Here is a 15,820-nt window from a genome sequence, read left to right on the forward strand (position 1 = left end):
ATCACACTGCTCGGAGGCCCTTCCTTAGCAGACGGGCGACGCACCGCCCACACCTAAGCCATGCATATGCCGCCACTCCCACCCGTGACCAGCCAATGAATCGGATAGCATCAAAATAACTGGACGGGACCGTCCCGTTTGTTTTAGAACTCGCCTTGCAATCGCGAATGATGCGCATTCGCATATGTGGGCCGCATAGACTCCTCATGCGAACCAACGGGAGAGGCGAGACGAATGACGGGAGTGTTCCCAAAGCGAGCCGGCGCGGCGCTGCTGGCAGCAACTGCGACCTTGAGTCCGATGACCGGCCATGCCCAGGAGCAGGCCGTCACATTTCCGACGCTTCAGGTGGAAGGCGACCGGCTGAAGGGGACGAACGAATATCTCAGGCAGGATTCCTCGTCCGCGACCAAAACGGAAACACCCGTCCTCGACACGCCGCAGGCGATCACGACCATCACGCGCAAGCAACTCGACGATCAGAATCCCCAAAGCGTGAAGGACGCGCTGAACTACACGGCCGGGGTGCTGTCGACGGCCGACAGCACCAGCCGCTACGACAGCGTCTTCATGCGCGGGTTCGGAGGCTTCGGGACCGACACGCGGGTCGTGGATTTCCTCGATGGATTGAAATTGCCCCGTGGGCAGGCCTTCGCGCTGCCCGCGGTCGATCCCTTCCTGCTCGATCACATCGATGTCCTGAAGGGGCCGTCCGCCGTCCTCTACGGCCAGACCAGCCCCGGCGGTCTCGTCAATCAGGCCAGCCGCGCCCCCGACGTTACCCCCTACACCGAGGTCAGGGTCGAGGCCGGAAACCACGCAAGGCTGCAGAGCGGCGTCACCAGCCAGGGTGCCCTCGATGCCGATGGGCGTTGGCAGTACAGCATCAGCGGCGTCGGCCGCCGTTCCGACACCCGTTATGACGATGTCGAGGAGATGCGGGTCGGCATCGCTCCGGCCATCCGCTGGCAACCCGATGCCGACACGCAGTTGACCCTGCAGGGCTTCTATCAGAACGATCCCGAAGGCGGATATTTCAACTCCATCTATCCGCGTTCGCTCGCCCCGGAAACCTACAAGTCGGCCCTCGGGCGCACGCTCAATGTGGGCGATCCGGATTTCGACGGCTACGAGCGCAAGCAGTACGCCATCGGCTACAGCTTCCAGCATCGGCTGAACGAAGTCGTCAGCCTCCGCTCTAAAACCCGCTACTCCGCCATCGATCTCGATTTCCAAAGCCTGCAGATGAGTGCGCCCGTCACCGCCGACGGGCTGCTGCCTCGGCAGGCACTCCGCTCGATCGAGGATGTGCGGGGCGTCGCCACAGACAATCAGGCGCAGTTCGACTTCAGGACGGGAGCGGTCTCGCACACGGCCCTCGCCGGCGTCGATTTCCAGCATTCGCGCAGCGACTGGGAATACCAATTCGGCTTGGCGCCTTCACTGGACGTCGCCAATCCGCGTTATGGCGTGCCCATCGGCACCCTCACGACCATCATCGACTCCAAGCAGACGCTCCGGCAGACCGGTGTCTATCTCCAGGACCAGCTTGCACTCGGCGGCTTCCGGGCCGTGCTGGGTGCGCGCTACGACTGGACGAAGCAGGAGACCGAGAACCGGCTGGCGGGATCGAGCAGCAGCCAGTCCAGCAGTGCCCCAAGCTATCGCGCCGGCTTGCTCTACCGGTTCGACAGCGGGATCTCCCCCTATGTCAGCTACTCGACGTCCTTCGAGCCGACCGTCGGCGTGGATGCGCGCGGCGCGCCCTTCGAGCCGACCAAGGCGAAGCAATGGGAAGCCGGGCTCAAATACGAACCCTCCTTCATGAAGGCGCTCTTCACGCTTTCCGCCTTCCACATCCGCCAGGAAAATGTGAAGACGCCGGACACGACGGTCGGCTTCTACGTCCAGCAGGGAGAGGTCCGCTCGCGCGGACTGGAATTCGAAGCGCGCGGAAACGTCACCAAATCGCTGGAGCTGATCGGCGCGCTCACTCTGCTTGACACCGAGGTCACCAAATCGACCTCGGCGACCACCATCGGGAAGCAGCCGCAGGCGGCTCCCAGATATTACGGGTCCGCCTGGGCCAATTACGGCTTCGATACCGGCCTGCTCGACGGATTGACCGTTGGCGGCGGCATCCGCTTCGTCGGCGGCAGCTTCGCCGACGATGCCAACACCATCCGGACGAGCGGCTACGCGCTGGTCGATGCCTCGGTGCGGTACGACCTCGGCAAGCTCGGTCCGTCGCTGCGCGGAGCGGAAGCGACGCTGAACGCCACCAACCTCTTCGACAAGGAATATTACTCGAGCTGCAGTTCCAGCTTCTATTGCCAGTACGGCAACGGTGCGCAGGTTCTGGCCGGGCTGCGGTACAGGCTGTGAGACGGACTCCGATGCGCCTGGACCGACGGACCTGCACCATCCTCCTGGGCCTGACCGCCCTGGCGCCCGTCACGGCGTTGGGAGCACCCGGAGCCGGGTCCGGGTCCGTCGTCGATGCAGCCGGCCGCCGGGTTCCGCTCGCCGGCGCGGTTCGCCGGATCGTGCTCCTCGATGCGGTCGATGTGTTGAGCATGGCCGTCCTGCACCCCGACCCATCCGCCCTGATCGTCGGTTGGGCCGGGGTCGACCGGTTCGACAGCGATCTGGTGCGCCGGCTCTACGAGCGGGGAAGCGACGGCGGCCCCATTCCGGTGGTGGGTGCCCAGACCGGCGACACGCTGTCGCTGGAGCGGATTCTCGCCCTTGAACCGGACCTCGTGGTCGCCACTGCGGTGATGGAGCCGGGGCTCGGCGAGGGTGGGCTGACGCGCCGCCTCGAAGCTGCCGGCATCCCCGTGATCTTCAGCAGCGCCGCCTCCAACCGGCAGGCGGACGCGGGTGCCGCCGGCGACCCCTTCGGCGACATGGCCCGAACCCTGCGGATGTGGGGTGCCGTCCTCGGCAAGGGCGACAGGGCCGACGCCTTCATCGGCTTTGTCGAGGAGCGCCTCGCAACCGTGACGGCAAGGCTGGCCGGCGCGCCGGCGGTGAAGGCGTATCTCGAAGTGCAATCCACCTACGACGATTGCTGCTGGACCGCCGGACGACGCATTTGGGGCGACCTTCTCGCCCGGGCCGGGGGGCGCAACCTCTCTGCCGTCGAGGGACCGCATGGGTCACCCTGGTACGCGAAGCTCGCCGCAGAGCAGCTGATGACCGAAGCGCCGGAGGTCTACATCGCCTCGGGCGGCGCATTCGGCGCCGGCATCCGCCCCGGAATCGGCCCGGGTCTCGATCCCGAAAAGGCGCGTGCCGGATTGCGCCGCCTGACCGGACGGACCGGTTTCGACACGCTGCCGGCCGTCCGGAACCGACGGGTGCACGGCGTCTGGACCGGGCTTCTCACGGCACCGCCGCTCAACATCCTGTTCGTCGAGGCCGTTGCCAAATGGCTGCACCCGGACGCGTTCGCGGATGCCGATCCGGCGGACACGATGGACGAACTCAACCGCCGCTTCCTGGCACAGCCCCTGGCGGGTCCGTGCTGGCTTAGCCTTTCGCCGGCGACGGCAGCTGACGGGCGCTGAAGAAACACCGGCCGCCACGGTTCCGTCCGATGGCGGCCGGCATCTTCGAACGCCGAAGCAACCCATGACAGATCGAACGCGAAGGACAGGCGACATGGCGTTTCTCAAGGCTCAGGCCACGATAGCGTTTCCGAAGGTCTCCACCTATCTCGACACCATCATCCAGTCCTTTTCCGCCCACAACATGACGGTAAGCCCGGACGGGGACGGCCACATGGTCGCCTCGTCCTTCGGAACGGCGCGCCTGTGTGCGACAGCGGGGGCGCTGTCGCTTGCCGTCGAGGCCGCGGAACCGGCGGACTTCAACCGTCTGAAGCATGAGCTGACCGGACTGATCGACTTCGTGACCCGTCCGGAGAATCTGGAAATCGTCTGGACGGGCGACGCGGCCGGCGCCGTGCTGCCGCCCGATCTCCGGGTGCTCACCGTGCGGGAGGTTCGGCAACTGACTCCGCGCATGCGCCGGATCACGTTCGGCGGGGATGACCTCGCCCGTTACGCGGTGCCCGATCAGATCCACTGCCGGCTGCTGTTCCAGGGCAGGGATACCGCTACACCGCAATGGCCGTTTCTGGACGACAACGGCCGCATCGTCTGGCCCGAATCCGGCAAGCTCGACTCCAGGATCTTCACCATCCGCCAGATCGATCCGGCGGCGGGAACGCTGGACATCGACTTCGTGATGCATGGCGGGGGCGGTCCCGGCCTGTCCTGGGCCGCGGCCGCGGCACCCGGCGACGTGGTCGGGCTCCTCGGACCGGCGGCCTATGGGCCGAAACCGGCGGACTGGTATCTGCTCGCCGGCGATGAGACCGGGCTGCCGGGCATCGCCCGCATTCTCGAAGGCTTGCCGGCCTCCGCAGCGGGGATCGCGCTCATCGAAGTCGCCGATGCCGCGGAACGGCAGGAGATCGACGGGCCGCCGGGTGTCGCAATTCGCTGGCTGTACCGCAATGGCACCGCACCCGGTTCGACCACGCTTCTGCCCGATGCTCTGCGGCTGGTCGAGCTTCCGGCCGGCCAGGACGGTCTTTTCGCCTGGATCGGCGCGGAATATTCGGCCTTCCGCGACATGCGGTCCTATCTGAAGACCGACATCGGCCTTCCCTCCTCCCGCCTCATCGCTTTTTCACACTGGCGGCGGGGGATGAGCGAGGAGGACATCGTCAAGGCCGGAATCGCGGCGGTTCTCGCATGACCCCGCGCATCGGCAGCTCCGCCGCACCAGCCGTAGCCATACCGGCTGCCGGAAGCACGGAGCGCGAGCGGTCATACCGCCGGATGGTCCATCGGCGCCGGATGCTGGTTGCGGCACTGGCCGGCATCCTGCTGGCCGGATTCGTGCTGGACGTCGCCAACGGGCCGGCGGGACTGGGACTGGAACGCACCATCGGGGCGCTGTTCGGACTGGAGGGGGCGACCCGCACCGAAAGCCTCATCCTGTGGAGCGTGCGCCTGCCCCAGGCGTTGACCGCGCTCCTCGTCGGCGCCGCGCTCGCTCTCGCCGGGGCCGAGATGCAGACGATCCTCGACAATCCGCTTGCCAGCCCCTTCACGCTCGGCGTGTCCTCCGCGGCCTCGTTCGGAGCCGCGCTGGCGATGATCCTGGGAACCAGCCTTCCCGGCTTGCCGCCGGGCTGGCTCGTCCCGGCCAATGCCTTCGTCTTCGCCTTCGGTTCGGTGTTCCTGCTGCAGGCGCTCGCGTCGCGGCGCGGGACGGGGCCGGACCGCCTCGTCCTGCTCGGCATCGCGATGGTCTTCACCTTCAACGCGCTGGTGGCGCTGGTCCAGTTCGTCGCCTCGGAAGCGGCGCTGCAACAGTTCGTGTTCTGGACCATGGGATCCCTCACGCGGACCGGATGGGCGGAGATCGCCGTGCTGGCCGCCGCACTCGCTGTTGCCTTTCCGTCCGCTTTCGCCGCGCGATGGCGGTTGACGGCCCTTAGGTTCGGCGAGGACCGGGCGCGGAGCTTCGGCGTGCCCGTCGCACGGCTGCGCTTCACGGCCCTGCTCCGTGTCAGCCTTCTGGCCGGGCTGGCGGTGGCCTTCGTGGGAACGGTGGGCTTCATCGGACTGGTCGGCCCCCACATCGCCCGGCTTCTGGTCGGGGAGGACCACCGCTTCTTTCTTCCGGCCAGCCTTCTGACCGGTGCCGCCATCATGTCCTTCGCCTCGCTCGCCGGCAAACTGCTGGTGCCCGGCGTGATGCTTCCCATCGGCGTGGTCACGTCGCTGGTCGGCATCCCGATCTTCGTCGCGCTCATTCTCAGGGGACGGCCGGCATGACGGACGATCTTCTTCGGATCGATGGGCTGCGTGCCGGCTATCCCCGGCGCCGGATCATCGACGGCCTGTCGCTGCCACCCTTGCGGGCGGGTACGGTCGCCGCCATCGTCGGCCCCAACGGCGCCGGCAAGACGACGCTTCTTCGCGCCCTGGCCGGCCTGCTGCCGGCGACCGGCGACGTTCGCTACGATGGACAGGCTCTCCTGCAGATGACGCCGGCCGAGCGCGCCCGGTACGTCACCTACATGCCGCAGAGCCTGCCCCAGGGCATCGCGCTCAGCGTCATCGAATCCGTCGTCACTGCGCTGCGCGTTTCGACCTTTGCGGCAGACCGGCCGGAGAGCCTCGTCCATGCGGAGGCCGATGCCGTGCTCCAGAGGCTGGGGATCGGCCACCTCGCCCTATCTCCTCTCGACGAGCTGTCCGGCGGGCAACGCCAACTCGTGAGCCTTGCCCAATCGATCATCCGCCGCCCAAGGATCCTGCTGCTGGACGAACCGACGAGCGCGCTCGATCCACGCCACCAGATCGACGTGATGCAGGCGGTGACGGAAACCGCCAAGTCGGACGGCATGATCGTGCTCGCCGTGCTGCACGACCTGAACCTTGCGCTGCGATGGGTGGATAGGGTCGTTCTGCTGTCGGAGGGCGCCCTGGCCGCCGCAGGTCCCCCGGAGGACGCGATCACCGCGGAAACCCTGGCGGCCTTCTATCAGATATCCGGCCGCGTCGAGCGGTGTTCGCAGGGCCTTCCCCATGTACTCTTCGACGGAAAGATCCATGATTGAGAAGCTGTTTGCAGCGGGCATGCCCCAGCCGATGCTGACCGGTGCGCTACATTAAGATGAAATTGGAGGTGGCGCCGCGGGCGCGGTCTGGTATGGCTGAGGCTTTCACCAACAGCCATCAGGCACCAGTCTATGGGCACTGCCGTGCATCGACGCTGTTGCACCGAGGCAGCGAAAGCTGATGCCGGCGGGCTCGCGACCCTAATCACACAACGCGGACGGAGTCCGGGCGTCCGAGATCGAGCATGCGGTTCAGGACCAGGACGGCGACGCCGAACCCGGTCTGTTGCCGGTCGTCGGATTGGAGCCGTAGCCCATCCCCGATGATGTGTTTGTAGCGGCCGAAGAAGGCCTCCACGAGCGCCCGCAAGTTGTAGCCGGACGTCGCCTGCCACGCCAAGCGGCCACCTGCGACGATAGTCTGCAGATGCCGATCCCGCGGTGTCGGTGCGCTCTGCGCCGAGATGATGTGGTGGACGGCCCTTCCACCACATCAGCTCAGCGCCGACCGCCACCCGGACGCAAACGGTGCAACAACACCGCCCGGCGGCATATATGGCGCGTATATTTTCCGGCATCGCCGCCCCCCATCGAATTTATACGCGGCTCGGGCGCACCCTTGCAGAGCCGGACCTCTCCTGCCGCCATGATGGCGAGCGGATGGTTCGACCCTGTTCCGCTCGCCCCAGTTTGTCCCGCCGGCGCTGAACCGGCGCGATGATCGGGGCCGAGGGGAAGGAAACCCCGGAGACCCGAACCATGCTCGACCTTCTGTTCGTGGCGCTCACCGTCGGCTTCTTCGCCGCGGCGGTCGCCTATGTCCACGCCTGCGACCGGCTGTGAGGAGGGGCGCCATGACCCTCGACTATGCCTTGGCCGGCCTCGTGACCGCCGGGTTGCTGGCCTATCTGGTCTATGCCCTGATCCGCCCCGAACGGTTCTGAGGAGACCAATCCCATGACCGTCAACGGCTGGATCCAGATCCTGCTCTTCCTCGCCCTGGTCGTCGCGGTGACGCGGCCCCTGGGCGGCTTCATGACGCGCGTCTTCACCGGCGAGCGCACCCTGCTCTCCCCCATCCTCGGGCCCGTCGAGCGCGGGCTCTACCGGCTGGCCGGCATCGACGGGCGCACCGAGCAGCATTGGGTGAGCTACGCCGTGTCGATGCTGCTGTTCAGCGCCGCCTCCATGCTGCTGCTCTACGCCCTGCAACGGCTGCAAGCGGTGCTGCCGCTGAACCCGCTGGGCATGGCGGCGGTGCCGGCCGACCTCGCCTTCAACACGGCGGCCAGCTTCACCACCAACACCAACTGGCAGAATTACGGCGGCGAGACCACCATGGGCCATCTGGTCCAGATGGCCGGGCTGACCTTCCACAATTACGTCTCCGCCGCGGCCGGCATCGCGCTGGCCGTTGCGCTGGTCCGCGGCTTCGCCCGCGCCTCCTCCCGGACGGTCGGTAACTTCTGGGTCGATCTGACCCGCGCGACGCTCTACGTCCTGCTGCCGCTCTGCCTCGTCTATGCGCTGTTCCTGGTGTGGCAGGGCGTGCCGCAGACGTTGGCAGGAGCGGTGGACGCCACCACGCTGGAGGGGGCGAAGCAGACAATCGCGCTGGGCCCCGTCGCCTCGCAGGAGGCGATCAAGATGCTGGGCACCAACGGCGGCGGCTTCTTCAACGCCAACTCCGCCCACCCGTTCGAGAACCCCAACGCCCTGACCAACCTCGTCCAGATGCTGTCGATCTTCGCACTGGGCGCCGGGCTGACCAACCTGTTCGGCCGCATGGTCGGCGACGAGCGGCAGGGCTGGGCGATCCTGGCCGCGATGGGCCTGCTCTTCGTCGCCGGCGTCACGATCGCCTATTGGGCGGAGGCGCAGGGCAACCCGGCCTTCACCGCCTTCGGCATCGACGGCAGCGCCGGCAACATGGAGGGCAAGGAGACCCGCTTCGGCATCGCCGCCTCCGCCCTGTTCGCCACCGTCACCACCGCCGCCTCCTGCGGTGCGGTGAACGCCATGCATGACAGCTTCATGCCCTTGGGCGGCATGGTGCCGATGATCAACATGATGCTGGGCGAGATCATCGTCGGCGGCGTCGGCGCCGGGCTTTACGGCATGCTGCTGTTCGCCATCGTCGCGCTGTTCGTCGCCGGGCTGATGGTCGGCCGCACGCCGGAATATCTGGGCAAGAAGCTGGAGGCGAAGGAGGTCAAGATGACCATGCTCGCCATCCTCTGCCTGCCGCTGATGATGCTGGGCTTCACCGCCGCCGCCGTGGTGCTCGACACCGGCACCGCCTCGATGGCCAATGCCGGCCCGCACGGCTTCTCAGAGGCGCTCTACGCCTATGTCTCGGGTGCCGCCAACAACGGCAGCGCCTTCGGCGGGCTCAGCGGCAACACACCCTGGTACAACGTCACGCTCGCCATCGCCATGCTGGTCGGCCGCTTCCTGGTCATCGTGCCGATGATGGCCATCGCCGGTTCGCTGGCCGCCAAGACGCGGGCCGCCGCATCGGCCGGCACCTTCCCCACCCATGACGGGCTGTTCGTCGGGCTGCTGGTCGGCGTCATCCTGATCGTCGGCGGCCTCACCTTCTTCCCGGCTCTCGCCCTCGGCCCGGTGGTCGAGCATCTGGCGATGAACGCCGGCACCCTCTTCTGATCGGGACCGATCCCATGCACGCCAATAGCAAACGGTCAGGCCGCTCGTCCGCTAGTACCCTGCTGGACCCCGCCATCCTGCTGCCGGCCATCGGCGGCTCGTTCGCCAAGCTCCATCCGCGCCAGATGATCCGCAACCCGGTGATGTTCTGCGTGGAAGTGGTGGCGGCGCTGACCACCCTGCTGGTCCTGCGCGATGCGGTGACCGGCGCCGGGGTGAGCGGCTTCGCCATCCAGATCGTCGTCTGGCTGTGGTTCACCCTGGTCTTCGCCAACTTCGCCGAGGCGGTGGCGGAAGGCCGCGGCAAGGCCCAGGCTGCCAGCCTGCGCAAGACCCGCACCGAGACCACCGCCAAGAAGCTGGAAAACGGCACCATCCGCATGGTCCCCGCCACCACGCTCAAGACCGGCGACCTCGTGCTGGTGGAGGCCGGCGACATCATCCCGTCGGACGGCGAGGTGGTGGAAGGCGTGGCCTCGGTCAACGAGGCCGCCATCACCGGCGAATCCGCGCCCGTCATCCGCGAGAGCGGCGGCGACCGCTCCGCCGTCACCGGCGGCACCCAGGTGATCTCCGACCACATCAAGGTGCGGATCACCGCCGCCCCCGGATCGACCTTCCTCGACCGCATGATCTCGCTGGTGGAAGGCGCCCAGCGCCAGAAGACCCCCAACGAGATTGCGCTCAACATCCTGCTGGCCGGCCTGACCATCGTCTTCGTCATCGCGGTGGCGACGATTCCCAGCTTCGCCACCTATGCCGGCGGCTCGGTCGGCGTGCTGGTGCTGGTGGCGCTGTTCGTCACCCTGATCCCGACCACCATCGGCGCGCTCTTGTCGGCCATCGGCATCGCCGGCATGGACCGTCTGGTCCGCTTCAACGTTCTGGCCATGTCCGGCCGCGCGGTGGAGGCGGCGGGCGACGTGGATACGCTGCTGCTCGACAAGACCGGCACCATCACGCTGGGCAACCGCCAGGCCGCCGAGTTCCTGCCGGTCGCCGGCGTCGGCGAACAGGAACTGGCCGACGCGGCGCAACTCGCCTCGCTGGCCGACGAGACGCCGGAAGGCCGCTCCATCGTCGTACTGGCCAAGGAGGAGTACGGCATCCGCGCCCGTGCCATGGAGGAGATGCACGCCCATTTCGTCCCCTTCACCGCCCAGACCCGGATCAGCGGCATCGACACCGGCGGCACGGTGATCCGCAAGGGCGCGGTGGATGCGGTGCTGGCCCATGTCAACGGGACGCAACGCATCGCGGTATCCGGCGGCCGCGGCGTCACCGCCCTGCATCCGGCCGCGGGCCCGGCGGAACGCCAGATCCTCGCCATTGCCGAACGGGTGGCAAAGGCCGGCGGCACGCCGCTGGCGGTGGCGCGCGACGGCCGGCTGCTCGGCATCATCCACTTGAAGGACATCGTCAAGGGCGGCATCCGCGAGCGTTTCGCCGCCCTGCGCCAGATGGGCATCCGCACGGTGATGATCACCGGGGACAACCCGATGACCGCCGCCGCCATCGCCGCCGAGGCCGGGGTGGACGATTTCCTCGCCCAGGCCACGCCCGAGGCCAAGCTGCAGCTGATCCGCGACGAGCAGGCGAAGGGCAAGCTGGTCGCCATGTGCGGCGACGGCACCAACGACGCCCCGGCGCTGGCCCAGGCCGATGTCGGCGTGGCGATGAACACCGGCACGGTGGCGGCGCGCGAGGCCGGCAACATGGTCGATCTCGACAGCGACCCGACCAAGCTGATCGAGATCGTCGAGATCGGCAAGCAGTTGCTGATGACCCGCGGGGCGCTCACCACCTTCTCCATCGCCAACGACGTGGCGAAATATTTCGCCATCATCCCCGCCATGTTCCTTGCCTTCTACCCGCAGCTGCAGGCGCTGAACGTGATGGGGCTGCACAGCCCGGAAAGCGCCATCCTGTCGGCGATCATCTTCAACGCGCTGATCATCGTCGCGCTGATCCCCCTGGCGCTGCGCGGCGTGCGCTACCGCGCGGTGGGGGCGGCGTCGCTGCTGCGCCGCAACCTGGTGATCTACGGCCTGGGCGGGCTGGTGGTGCCCTTCGCCGGCATCAAGGCGATCGACCTGATCGTCACCGCAGCCGGCCTGATTTGAGGAACATTGTCATGCTGAAGGACCTGCGCCCCGCCCTGGTGATGACCGCCGCACTGACCGTCATCACCGGGCTTGCCTATCCGCTCGCCGTCACCGGCATCGCACAAAGCCTCTTCCCGCATCAGGCCAACGGCAGCCTGATCGAGCGGAACGGCACGGTGGTCGGCTCCGCGCTGATCGGTCAGGATTTCGCCGCCGACCGCTACTTCCATCCCCGCCCGTCGGCGACCACCGGGCCCGACCCGGCGGACCCGTCCAAATCGGCCGCGGCTCCTTACAACGCCGCAAGCTCCAGCGGCTCCAACCTCGGCCCGACGAGCAGGGCGCTGATCGACCGTGTGCAGGCCGACGCTGAAAGGCTGAAGGCGGAGAACCCCGGAACCCCGGTCCCGGTGGAGCTGGTAACCACATCGGGCAGCGGCCTCGACCCCGACCTGTCACCGGCAGCCGCCGACTTCCAGGTGCCGCGCGTTGCCAAGGCCCGCGGGCTGTCGGAGGATGTCGTGCGCAAGCTGGTCGCCGATACCGTTGCACCGCGTCCGCTCGGCGTTCTCGGCGAGCCGACCGTCAACGTCCTGGCATTGAACCTCGCTCTGGATCGGGCGGCCGGCAAGGCTGCGGGAGGCAGATAGCAGACTGTCGAAGATGCGGAGTGATCGCCCTCTCCCGTGCCGGGAGAGGGCGTGATAGGCGATGCGACCTCCACAGCGGCCGCGTTATGTTTCGGCAGGGCATGGATTCGGCTATCGGTTACGAATGCCGATGGAGAGAACGGGACCCAGGGGCCCGGAAGAGGACGATGCCATGAGCGACGAACAAGCCGACCGCACCCATGGCGACCGCACCCATGGCGACCGCACCGGACGGCCCTCTCCCGACGCGCTGCTGCGCCAGGCGGTGAAGGACGGGCAGGGACGGCTCAAGATCTTCCTCGGCGCCGCCCCCGGCGTCGGCAAGACCTTCGAGATGCTGCAGACCGCCCAGGCCAGGCGCCGCGACGGCGTCGACATCGTCGTCGGGGTGGTGGAGACCCATGGCCGGCGCGAAACCGAGGCGCTGGTCGCCGGACTGGAGGTGGTTCCGCGCCGCAAGATCGAGCACAAGGGCCATGCCCTGACCGAAATGGACCTGGACGCCATCCTCGCCCGCCGCCCGAAGATCGTGCTGGTCGACGAGCTGGCCCACACCACCGCCCCCGGCAGCCGCCATCCGAAGCGTTATCTCGACGTGGAGGAACTGCTGGCCGCTGGCATCGACGTCTACACCACCCTGAACATCCAGCATGTCGAAAGCCTGAACGACGTCGTCGCCAAGATCACCCGCGTCCGGGTCCGCGAGACGGTGCCGGACTCGATCCTCGACCGCGCCGACGACATCGAGGTCATCGACATCGCGCCCGACGACCTGATCCAGCGCCTCCAGCAGGGAAAGGTCTATGTCCCGCGCACCGCCGAGCGCGCGATCCGGCATTATTTCTCCCCCGGAAACCTGACCGCGCTCCGTGAACTGGCACTGCGGCGCACCGCCGACCGCGTCGACGAGCAGTTGCTGACCCACATGCAGGCGCACGCGATCTCCGGCCCCTGGGCGGCCGGCGAGCGCCTGCTGGTCTGCATCAACGAGGACGCCAGCGGCGCCGGCCTGGTGCGCCACGCAAGGCGCCAAGCCGAGCGGCTGCGTGCCCGCTGGGGCGCCATCCATGTCGAAACGAGCCGGGTGCTGCGCCTGAGCGAGGCCGAGCGCGACCGCATCGCCGACACGCTGCGTCTGGTGGAAAGGCTGGGCGGCGAAGCGGTCACGGTGCCCGGCAGCGATGTCGCCGACACCGTGGTCGACTACGCACGGGCCAACAACGTCACGCACATCGTCATCGCCAAATCCGGGCGTCCGCGCTGGTCCGAACTGCTGCACGGCTCCGTGGCGCACAGTCTGATCCGTCGGGCCGGCGACATCAGCGTGCATGTCATCGCCGCCAACTCCGGCGCCCCGGTTCCCGCCAAGACGGTCAGGACCGAAACGGCCCGGCAACGCGCCTTTTCCTGGTGGCCTTACGTCGCGAGCACGGGCTATGTCGCGGCGGCGCTGGGCGCCGGGCATGTGCTGCATCGGGTGCTGGCCCTCAACAACCTGGCGCTGGTCTTCCTGACCGCCGTGCTGGCGAGCGCCGTCACCGGCGGGTTGGCGCCGTCGCTCTATGCCAGCGTGATGAGCGTTCTGGCCTTCAACTACTTCTTCCTGCCGCCGCTTTACACCTTCACGATTTCCGATCCGGAAAACATCGTGGCATTGCTGGTCTTCGCTGTCGTCTCGGTGATCGCCAGCAACCTGACCGCCCGTGTCCGCGCCCAGGCGGTGACCGCGCGGCTGCGCGCCAAGACGACGGAAGACCTCTACCAGTTCAGCCGCAAGCTGGCCGGCGTGGTGACCATGGATGACCTGCTGTGGGCCACCGCCTATCAGATCGCCGCCATGCTGAAGGTCCATGTGGTGCTGCTGTTGCCTGAGGCGGGCAGCGTGGCGGTCCGCGCCGGCTACCCGCCGGAGGACGTCATCGAGGATGCCGATCTGGCCGCCGCGGTCTGGGCCTGGGAAAACAACCGGCCCACCGGCAAGGGGGCCGACACGTTGCCCGGCGCCAAATGGCTGTTCCTGCCGATGCGCACCGGGCGGGGCGTCGTCGGGGTGGTCGGTATCGATACCGGCGGTGGGAGGGGGCGGACGAGCGGCCTCCTGACACCCGACCAACGGAGGCTTCTCGACGCCCTGATCGATCAGGCGGCCCTGGCGATCGAGCGGGTGACGCTGGCGGAGGATGTCGACCGGACCAGGCTGGCGGCTGAAACCGAGCGCTTGCGCTCGGCCCTGCTCACCTCGATCTCGCATGATCTGCGCACGCCGCTGGCTTCCATCCTCGGCTCGGCGACCAGCCTCGTCAGCTATGGACCGATGATGGACGAGGACGACCGGCGGGACCTGGCGGCGACGATCCAGGAGGAGGCGGAACGGCTCAACCGCTTCATCGCGAACCTGCTCGACATGACGCGGCTGGAATCCGGGGCCATCCGCCCGCGCACCGGGGCGATCGACCTGTCCGAGGTGGTCGGCAGCGCGCTGGAGCGGGTATCGCGCATCCTCGCCGGCCATCGGGTGGAGGTCGATCTTGCCGCCGGACTGCCGATGGTGGACATCGATGCCGTGCTGATCGAGCAGGCGCTGTTCAACCTGCTGGACAATGCCGGCAAATACGCGCCCGCCGGTTCGCTGATCACGGTTCGGGGTCGCCAGGACGGTGATCTTGTCCGCATCGAGGTGCTGGATGAGGGCGGCGGCATTCCGTCGGAGGATGTGGAGCGGATTTTCGACAAGTTCTATCGTGTTCATGCCCAGGACCGGCAGCGCGCCGGCACCGGGCTGGGGCTGGCGATCTGCCGGGGCTTTGTCGAGGCGATGGGAGGGACGGTCACGGCCGGCAACCGGCGCGACCGGAGCGGCGCCGTCTTCACCATGACCCTTCCCAAGGCCGCCGATGTGTCCGGATATGAAGAGGAAGCCGTCGCATGAAATCGGACTCCATCCCGTTGCGCGTGCTCGTCGTCGATGACGAACCGCCGATCCGGCGCTTTCTGCGCACCAGCCTGGCTGCCCAGGGATACGACATCGTCGAGGCGGAAGACGGGACCAAGGCCCTGGAGGAGGTGAGCAGGCGGTCCCCCGATCTTCTGGTCCTCGATCTTGGATTGCCGGGCATCGATGGGCTGGAGGTCATCCGGTGCCTGCGCGGCAGCGGCGTGTCGCTGCCGATCATCGTTCTGTCCAGCCGGGTGGACGAGGCCGGCAAGGTCGAAGCGCTCGATCTCGGGGCGGACGACTATGTGACCAAACCCTTCGGGGTCGAGGAACTGCTGGCCCGCATCCGCACGGCCATGCGCCACAAGCTGCAGCAACAGGGGGAGCGGCCGCTGTTCCGCAGCGGCGAGCTGACGGTCGATCTGGTTCGGCGCATCGTGACCGTGCGCGGAGAGGAGGTGAAGCTGTCGCCGCGCGAATATGACCTGCTGCGGCTTCTGGTGGCACATGCCGGCAAGGTGTTGACCCACCGCTTCATCCTCAAGGAGGTGTGGGGCGGTGAAACCGACATCCAGTATCTGAGGATCTACGTCCGTCAATTGCGGCAGAAGATCGAACCCGATCCGGAACGGCCCCACCACATCCTGACCGAGACGGGGGTCGGCTATCGGCTGCGCACGCCGACCTGAAACCGGCCTGCGTCCGCAAGCAGACAATCGAGGCAGACGACCGCGGCGTCGAGATGGACCTCTGCACGCCGTTTCCCCCCGACGGCAAGTGTCGCCTCCCTTGGCGCCGCCAACAAAGCACAGCATCC

Annotated in this window: 13 protein-coding genes; 12 read left to right on the forward strand and 1 reads right to left on the reverse strand. The window is 67.6% G+C overall.

What is annotated here, in order from left to right; genetic code table 11:
- The first annotated feature begins 234 nt into the window (after positions 1–234).
- The 5 genes from A6A40_RS25020 (at position 235) to A6A40_RS25040 (ending at position 6,646) form a co-directional block, all read left to right on the forward strand.
- A complete protein-coding gene (locus tag A6A40_RS25020; RefSeq protein WP_108548587.1) occupies positions 235–2,385 on the forward strand; it encodes a TonB-dependent siderophore receptor in 2,151 nt (716 codons plus the stop codon).
- Positions 2,386–2,396: 11 nt separating this feature from the next.
- Positions 2,397–3,572, forward strand: a complete 1,176-nt coding sequence (locus A6A40_RS25025) for an ABC transporter substrate-binding protein (protein WP_108548588.1) — start codon at positions 2,397–2,399, stop codon at positions 3,570–3,572.
- A gap of 94 nt (positions 3,573–3,666) precedes the next feature.
- Positions 3,667–4,770: a siderophore-interacting protein gene (locus A6A40_RS25030; protein ID WP_108548589.1), complete on the forward strand. Its 1,104-nt coding sequence runs from the start codon at positions 3,667–3,669 to the stop codon at positions 4,768–4,770.
- Complete coding sequence (locus tag A6A40_RS25035) at positions 4,767–5,858, forward strand: FecCD family ABC transporter permease (RefSeq protein WP_108548590.1); 1,092 nt, start codon at positions 4,767–4,769, stop codon at positions 5,856–5,858. Before A6A40_RS25030 ends, A6A40_RS25035 begins: the two co-directional genes overlap by 4 nt.
- Positions 5,855–6,646, forward strand: a complete 792-nt coding sequence (locus tag A6A40_RS25040; RefSeq protein ID WP_108548591.1) for an ABC transporter ATP-binding protein — start codon at positions 5,855–5,857, stop codon at positions 6,644–6,646. The genes A6A40_RS25035 and A6A40_RS25040 overlap by 4 nt, the downstream gene beginning before the upstream one ends.
- A gap of 205 nt (positions 6,647–6,851) precedes the next feature.
- On the opposite strand, the gene A6A40_RS25045 is transcribed toward A6A40_RS25040, so the two are convergent.
- Positions 6,852–7,046, reverse strand: a complete 195-nt coding sequence (locus A6A40_RS25045; protein WP_108548592.1) for a hypothetical protein — start codon at positions 7,044–7,046, stop codon at positions 6,852–6,854.
- A gap of 317 nt (positions 7,047–7,363) precedes the next feature.
- On the opposite strand from A6A40_RS25045, the gene A6A40_RS32155 reads away from it, so the two are divergent.
- The 7 genes from A6A40_RS32155 to A6A40_RS25075 all read left to right on the forward strand — a co-directional run bounded on the left by A6A40_RS32155 (position 7,364) and on the right by A6A40_RS25075 (position 15,692).
- Positions 7,364–7,489, forward strand: coding sequence for a hypothetical protein (locus tag A6A40_RS32155; RefSeq protein WP_256379212.1), 126 nt, complete (start codon positions 7,364–7,366; stop codon positions 7,487–7,489).
- 11 nt (positions 7,490–7,500) lie between these two features.
- Positions 7,501–7,590 carry a K(+)-transporting ATPase subunit F gene (locus tag A6A40_RS25050; RefSeq protein WP_042698952.1) on the forward strand — a complete coding sequence of 30 codons (90 nt, stop codon included), beginning with the start codon at positions 7,501–7,503 and terminating at the stop codon, positions 7,588–7,590.
- A 13-nt stretch (positions 7,591–7,603) separates the two neighbouring features.
- A complete protein-coding gene (gene kdpA, locus A6A40_RS25055; RefSeq protein ID WP_108548593.1) occupies positions 7,604–9,313 on the forward strand; it encodes a potassium-transporting ATPase subunit KdpA in 1,710 nt (569 codons plus the stop codon).
- A 14-nt stretch (positions 9,314–9,327) separates the two neighbouring features.
- Positions 9,328–11,436: a potassium-transporting ATPase subunit KdpB gene (gene kdpB / locus A6A40_RS25060; protein WP_108548594.1), complete on the forward strand. Its 2,109-nt coding sequence runs from the start codon at positions 9,328–9,330 to the stop codon at positions 11,434–11,436.
- Between the two features lie 11 nt (positions 11,437–11,447).
- Positions 11,448–12,068, forward strand: coding sequence for a K(+)-transporting ATPase subunit C (locus A6A40_RS25065; protein ID WP_108548595.1), 621 nt, complete (start codon positions 11,448–11,450; stop codon positions 12,066–12,068).
- A gap of 172 nt (positions 12,069–12,240) precedes the next feature.
- Positions 12,241–14,997: a sensor histidine kinase gene (locus A6A40_RS25070; protein WP_108548596.1), complete on the forward strand. Its 2,757-nt coding sequence runs from the start codon at positions 12,241–12,243 to the stop codon at positions 14,995–14,997.
- Complete coding sequence (locus tag A6A40_RS25075) at positions 14,994–15,692, forward strand: response regulator (protein WP_108548597.1); 699 nt, start codon at positions 14,994–14,996, stop codon at positions 15,690–15,692. The genes A6A40_RS25070 and A6A40_RS25075 overlap by 4 nt, the downstream gene beginning before the upstream one ends.
- Positions 15,693–15,820: the final 128 nt, after the last annotated feature.

It is taken from the genome of Azospirillum humicireducens (assembly GCF_001639105.2).
In the GTDB taxonomy this organism is placed as follows: Bacteria; Pseudomonadota; Alphaproteobacteria; order Azospirillales; family Azospirillaceae; genus Azospirillum; species Azospirillum humicireducens.

Excerpts from the sequence above, each read along its gene's own strand:
- A6A40_RS25020 (WP_108548587.1), top strand. The coding sequence starts at position 235 with ATGACGGGAGTGTTCCCAAAGCGAGCCGGCGCGGCGCTGCTGGCAGCA.
- A6A40_RS25025 (WP_108548588.1), top strand. The coding sequence starts at position 2,397 with ATGCGCCTGGACCGACGGACCTGCACCATCCTCCTGGGCCTGACCGCC.
- A6A40_RS25030 (WP_108548589.1), top strand. The coding sequence starts at position 3,667 with ATGGCGTTTCTCAAGGCTCAGGCCACGATAGCGTTTCCGAAGGTCTCC.
- A6A40_RS25035 (WP_108548590.1), top strand. The coding sequence starts at position 4,767 with ATGACCCCGCGCATCGGCAGCTCCGCCGCACCAGCCGTAGCCATACCG.
- A6A40_RS25040 (WP_108548591.1), top strand. The coding sequence starts at position 5,855 with ATGACGGACGATCTTCTTCGGATCGATGGGCTGCGTGCCGGCTATCCC.
- A6A40_RS32155 (WP_256379212.1), top strand. The coding sequence starts at position 7,364 with ATGATCGGGGCCGAGGGGAAGGAAACCCCGGAGACCCGAACCATGCTC.
- A6A40_RS25050 (WP_042698952.1), top strand. The coding sequence starts at position 7,501 with ATGACCCTCGACTATGCCTTGGCCGGCCTCGTGACCGCCGGGTTGCTG.
- kdpA (WP_108548593.1), top strand. The coding sequence starts at position 7,604 with ATGACCGTCAACGGCTGGATCCAGATCCTGCTCTTCCTCGCCCTGGTC.
- kdpB (WP_108548594.1), top strand. The coding sequence starts at position 9,328 with ATGCACGCCAATAGCAAACGGTCAGGCCGCTCGTCCGCTAGTACCCTG.
- A6A40_RS25065 (WP_108548595.1), top strand. The coding sequence starts at position 11,448 with ATGCTGAAGGACCTGCGCCCCGCCCTGGTGATGACCGCCGCACTGACC.
- A6A40_RS25070 (WP_108548596.1), top strand. The coding sequence starts at position 12,241 with ATGAGCGACGAACAAGCCGACCGCACCCATGGCGACCGCACCCATGGC.
- A6A40_RS25075 (WP_108548597.1), top strand. The coding sequence starts at position 14,994 with ATGAAATCGGACTCCATCCCGTTGCGCGTGCTCGTCGTCGATGACGAA.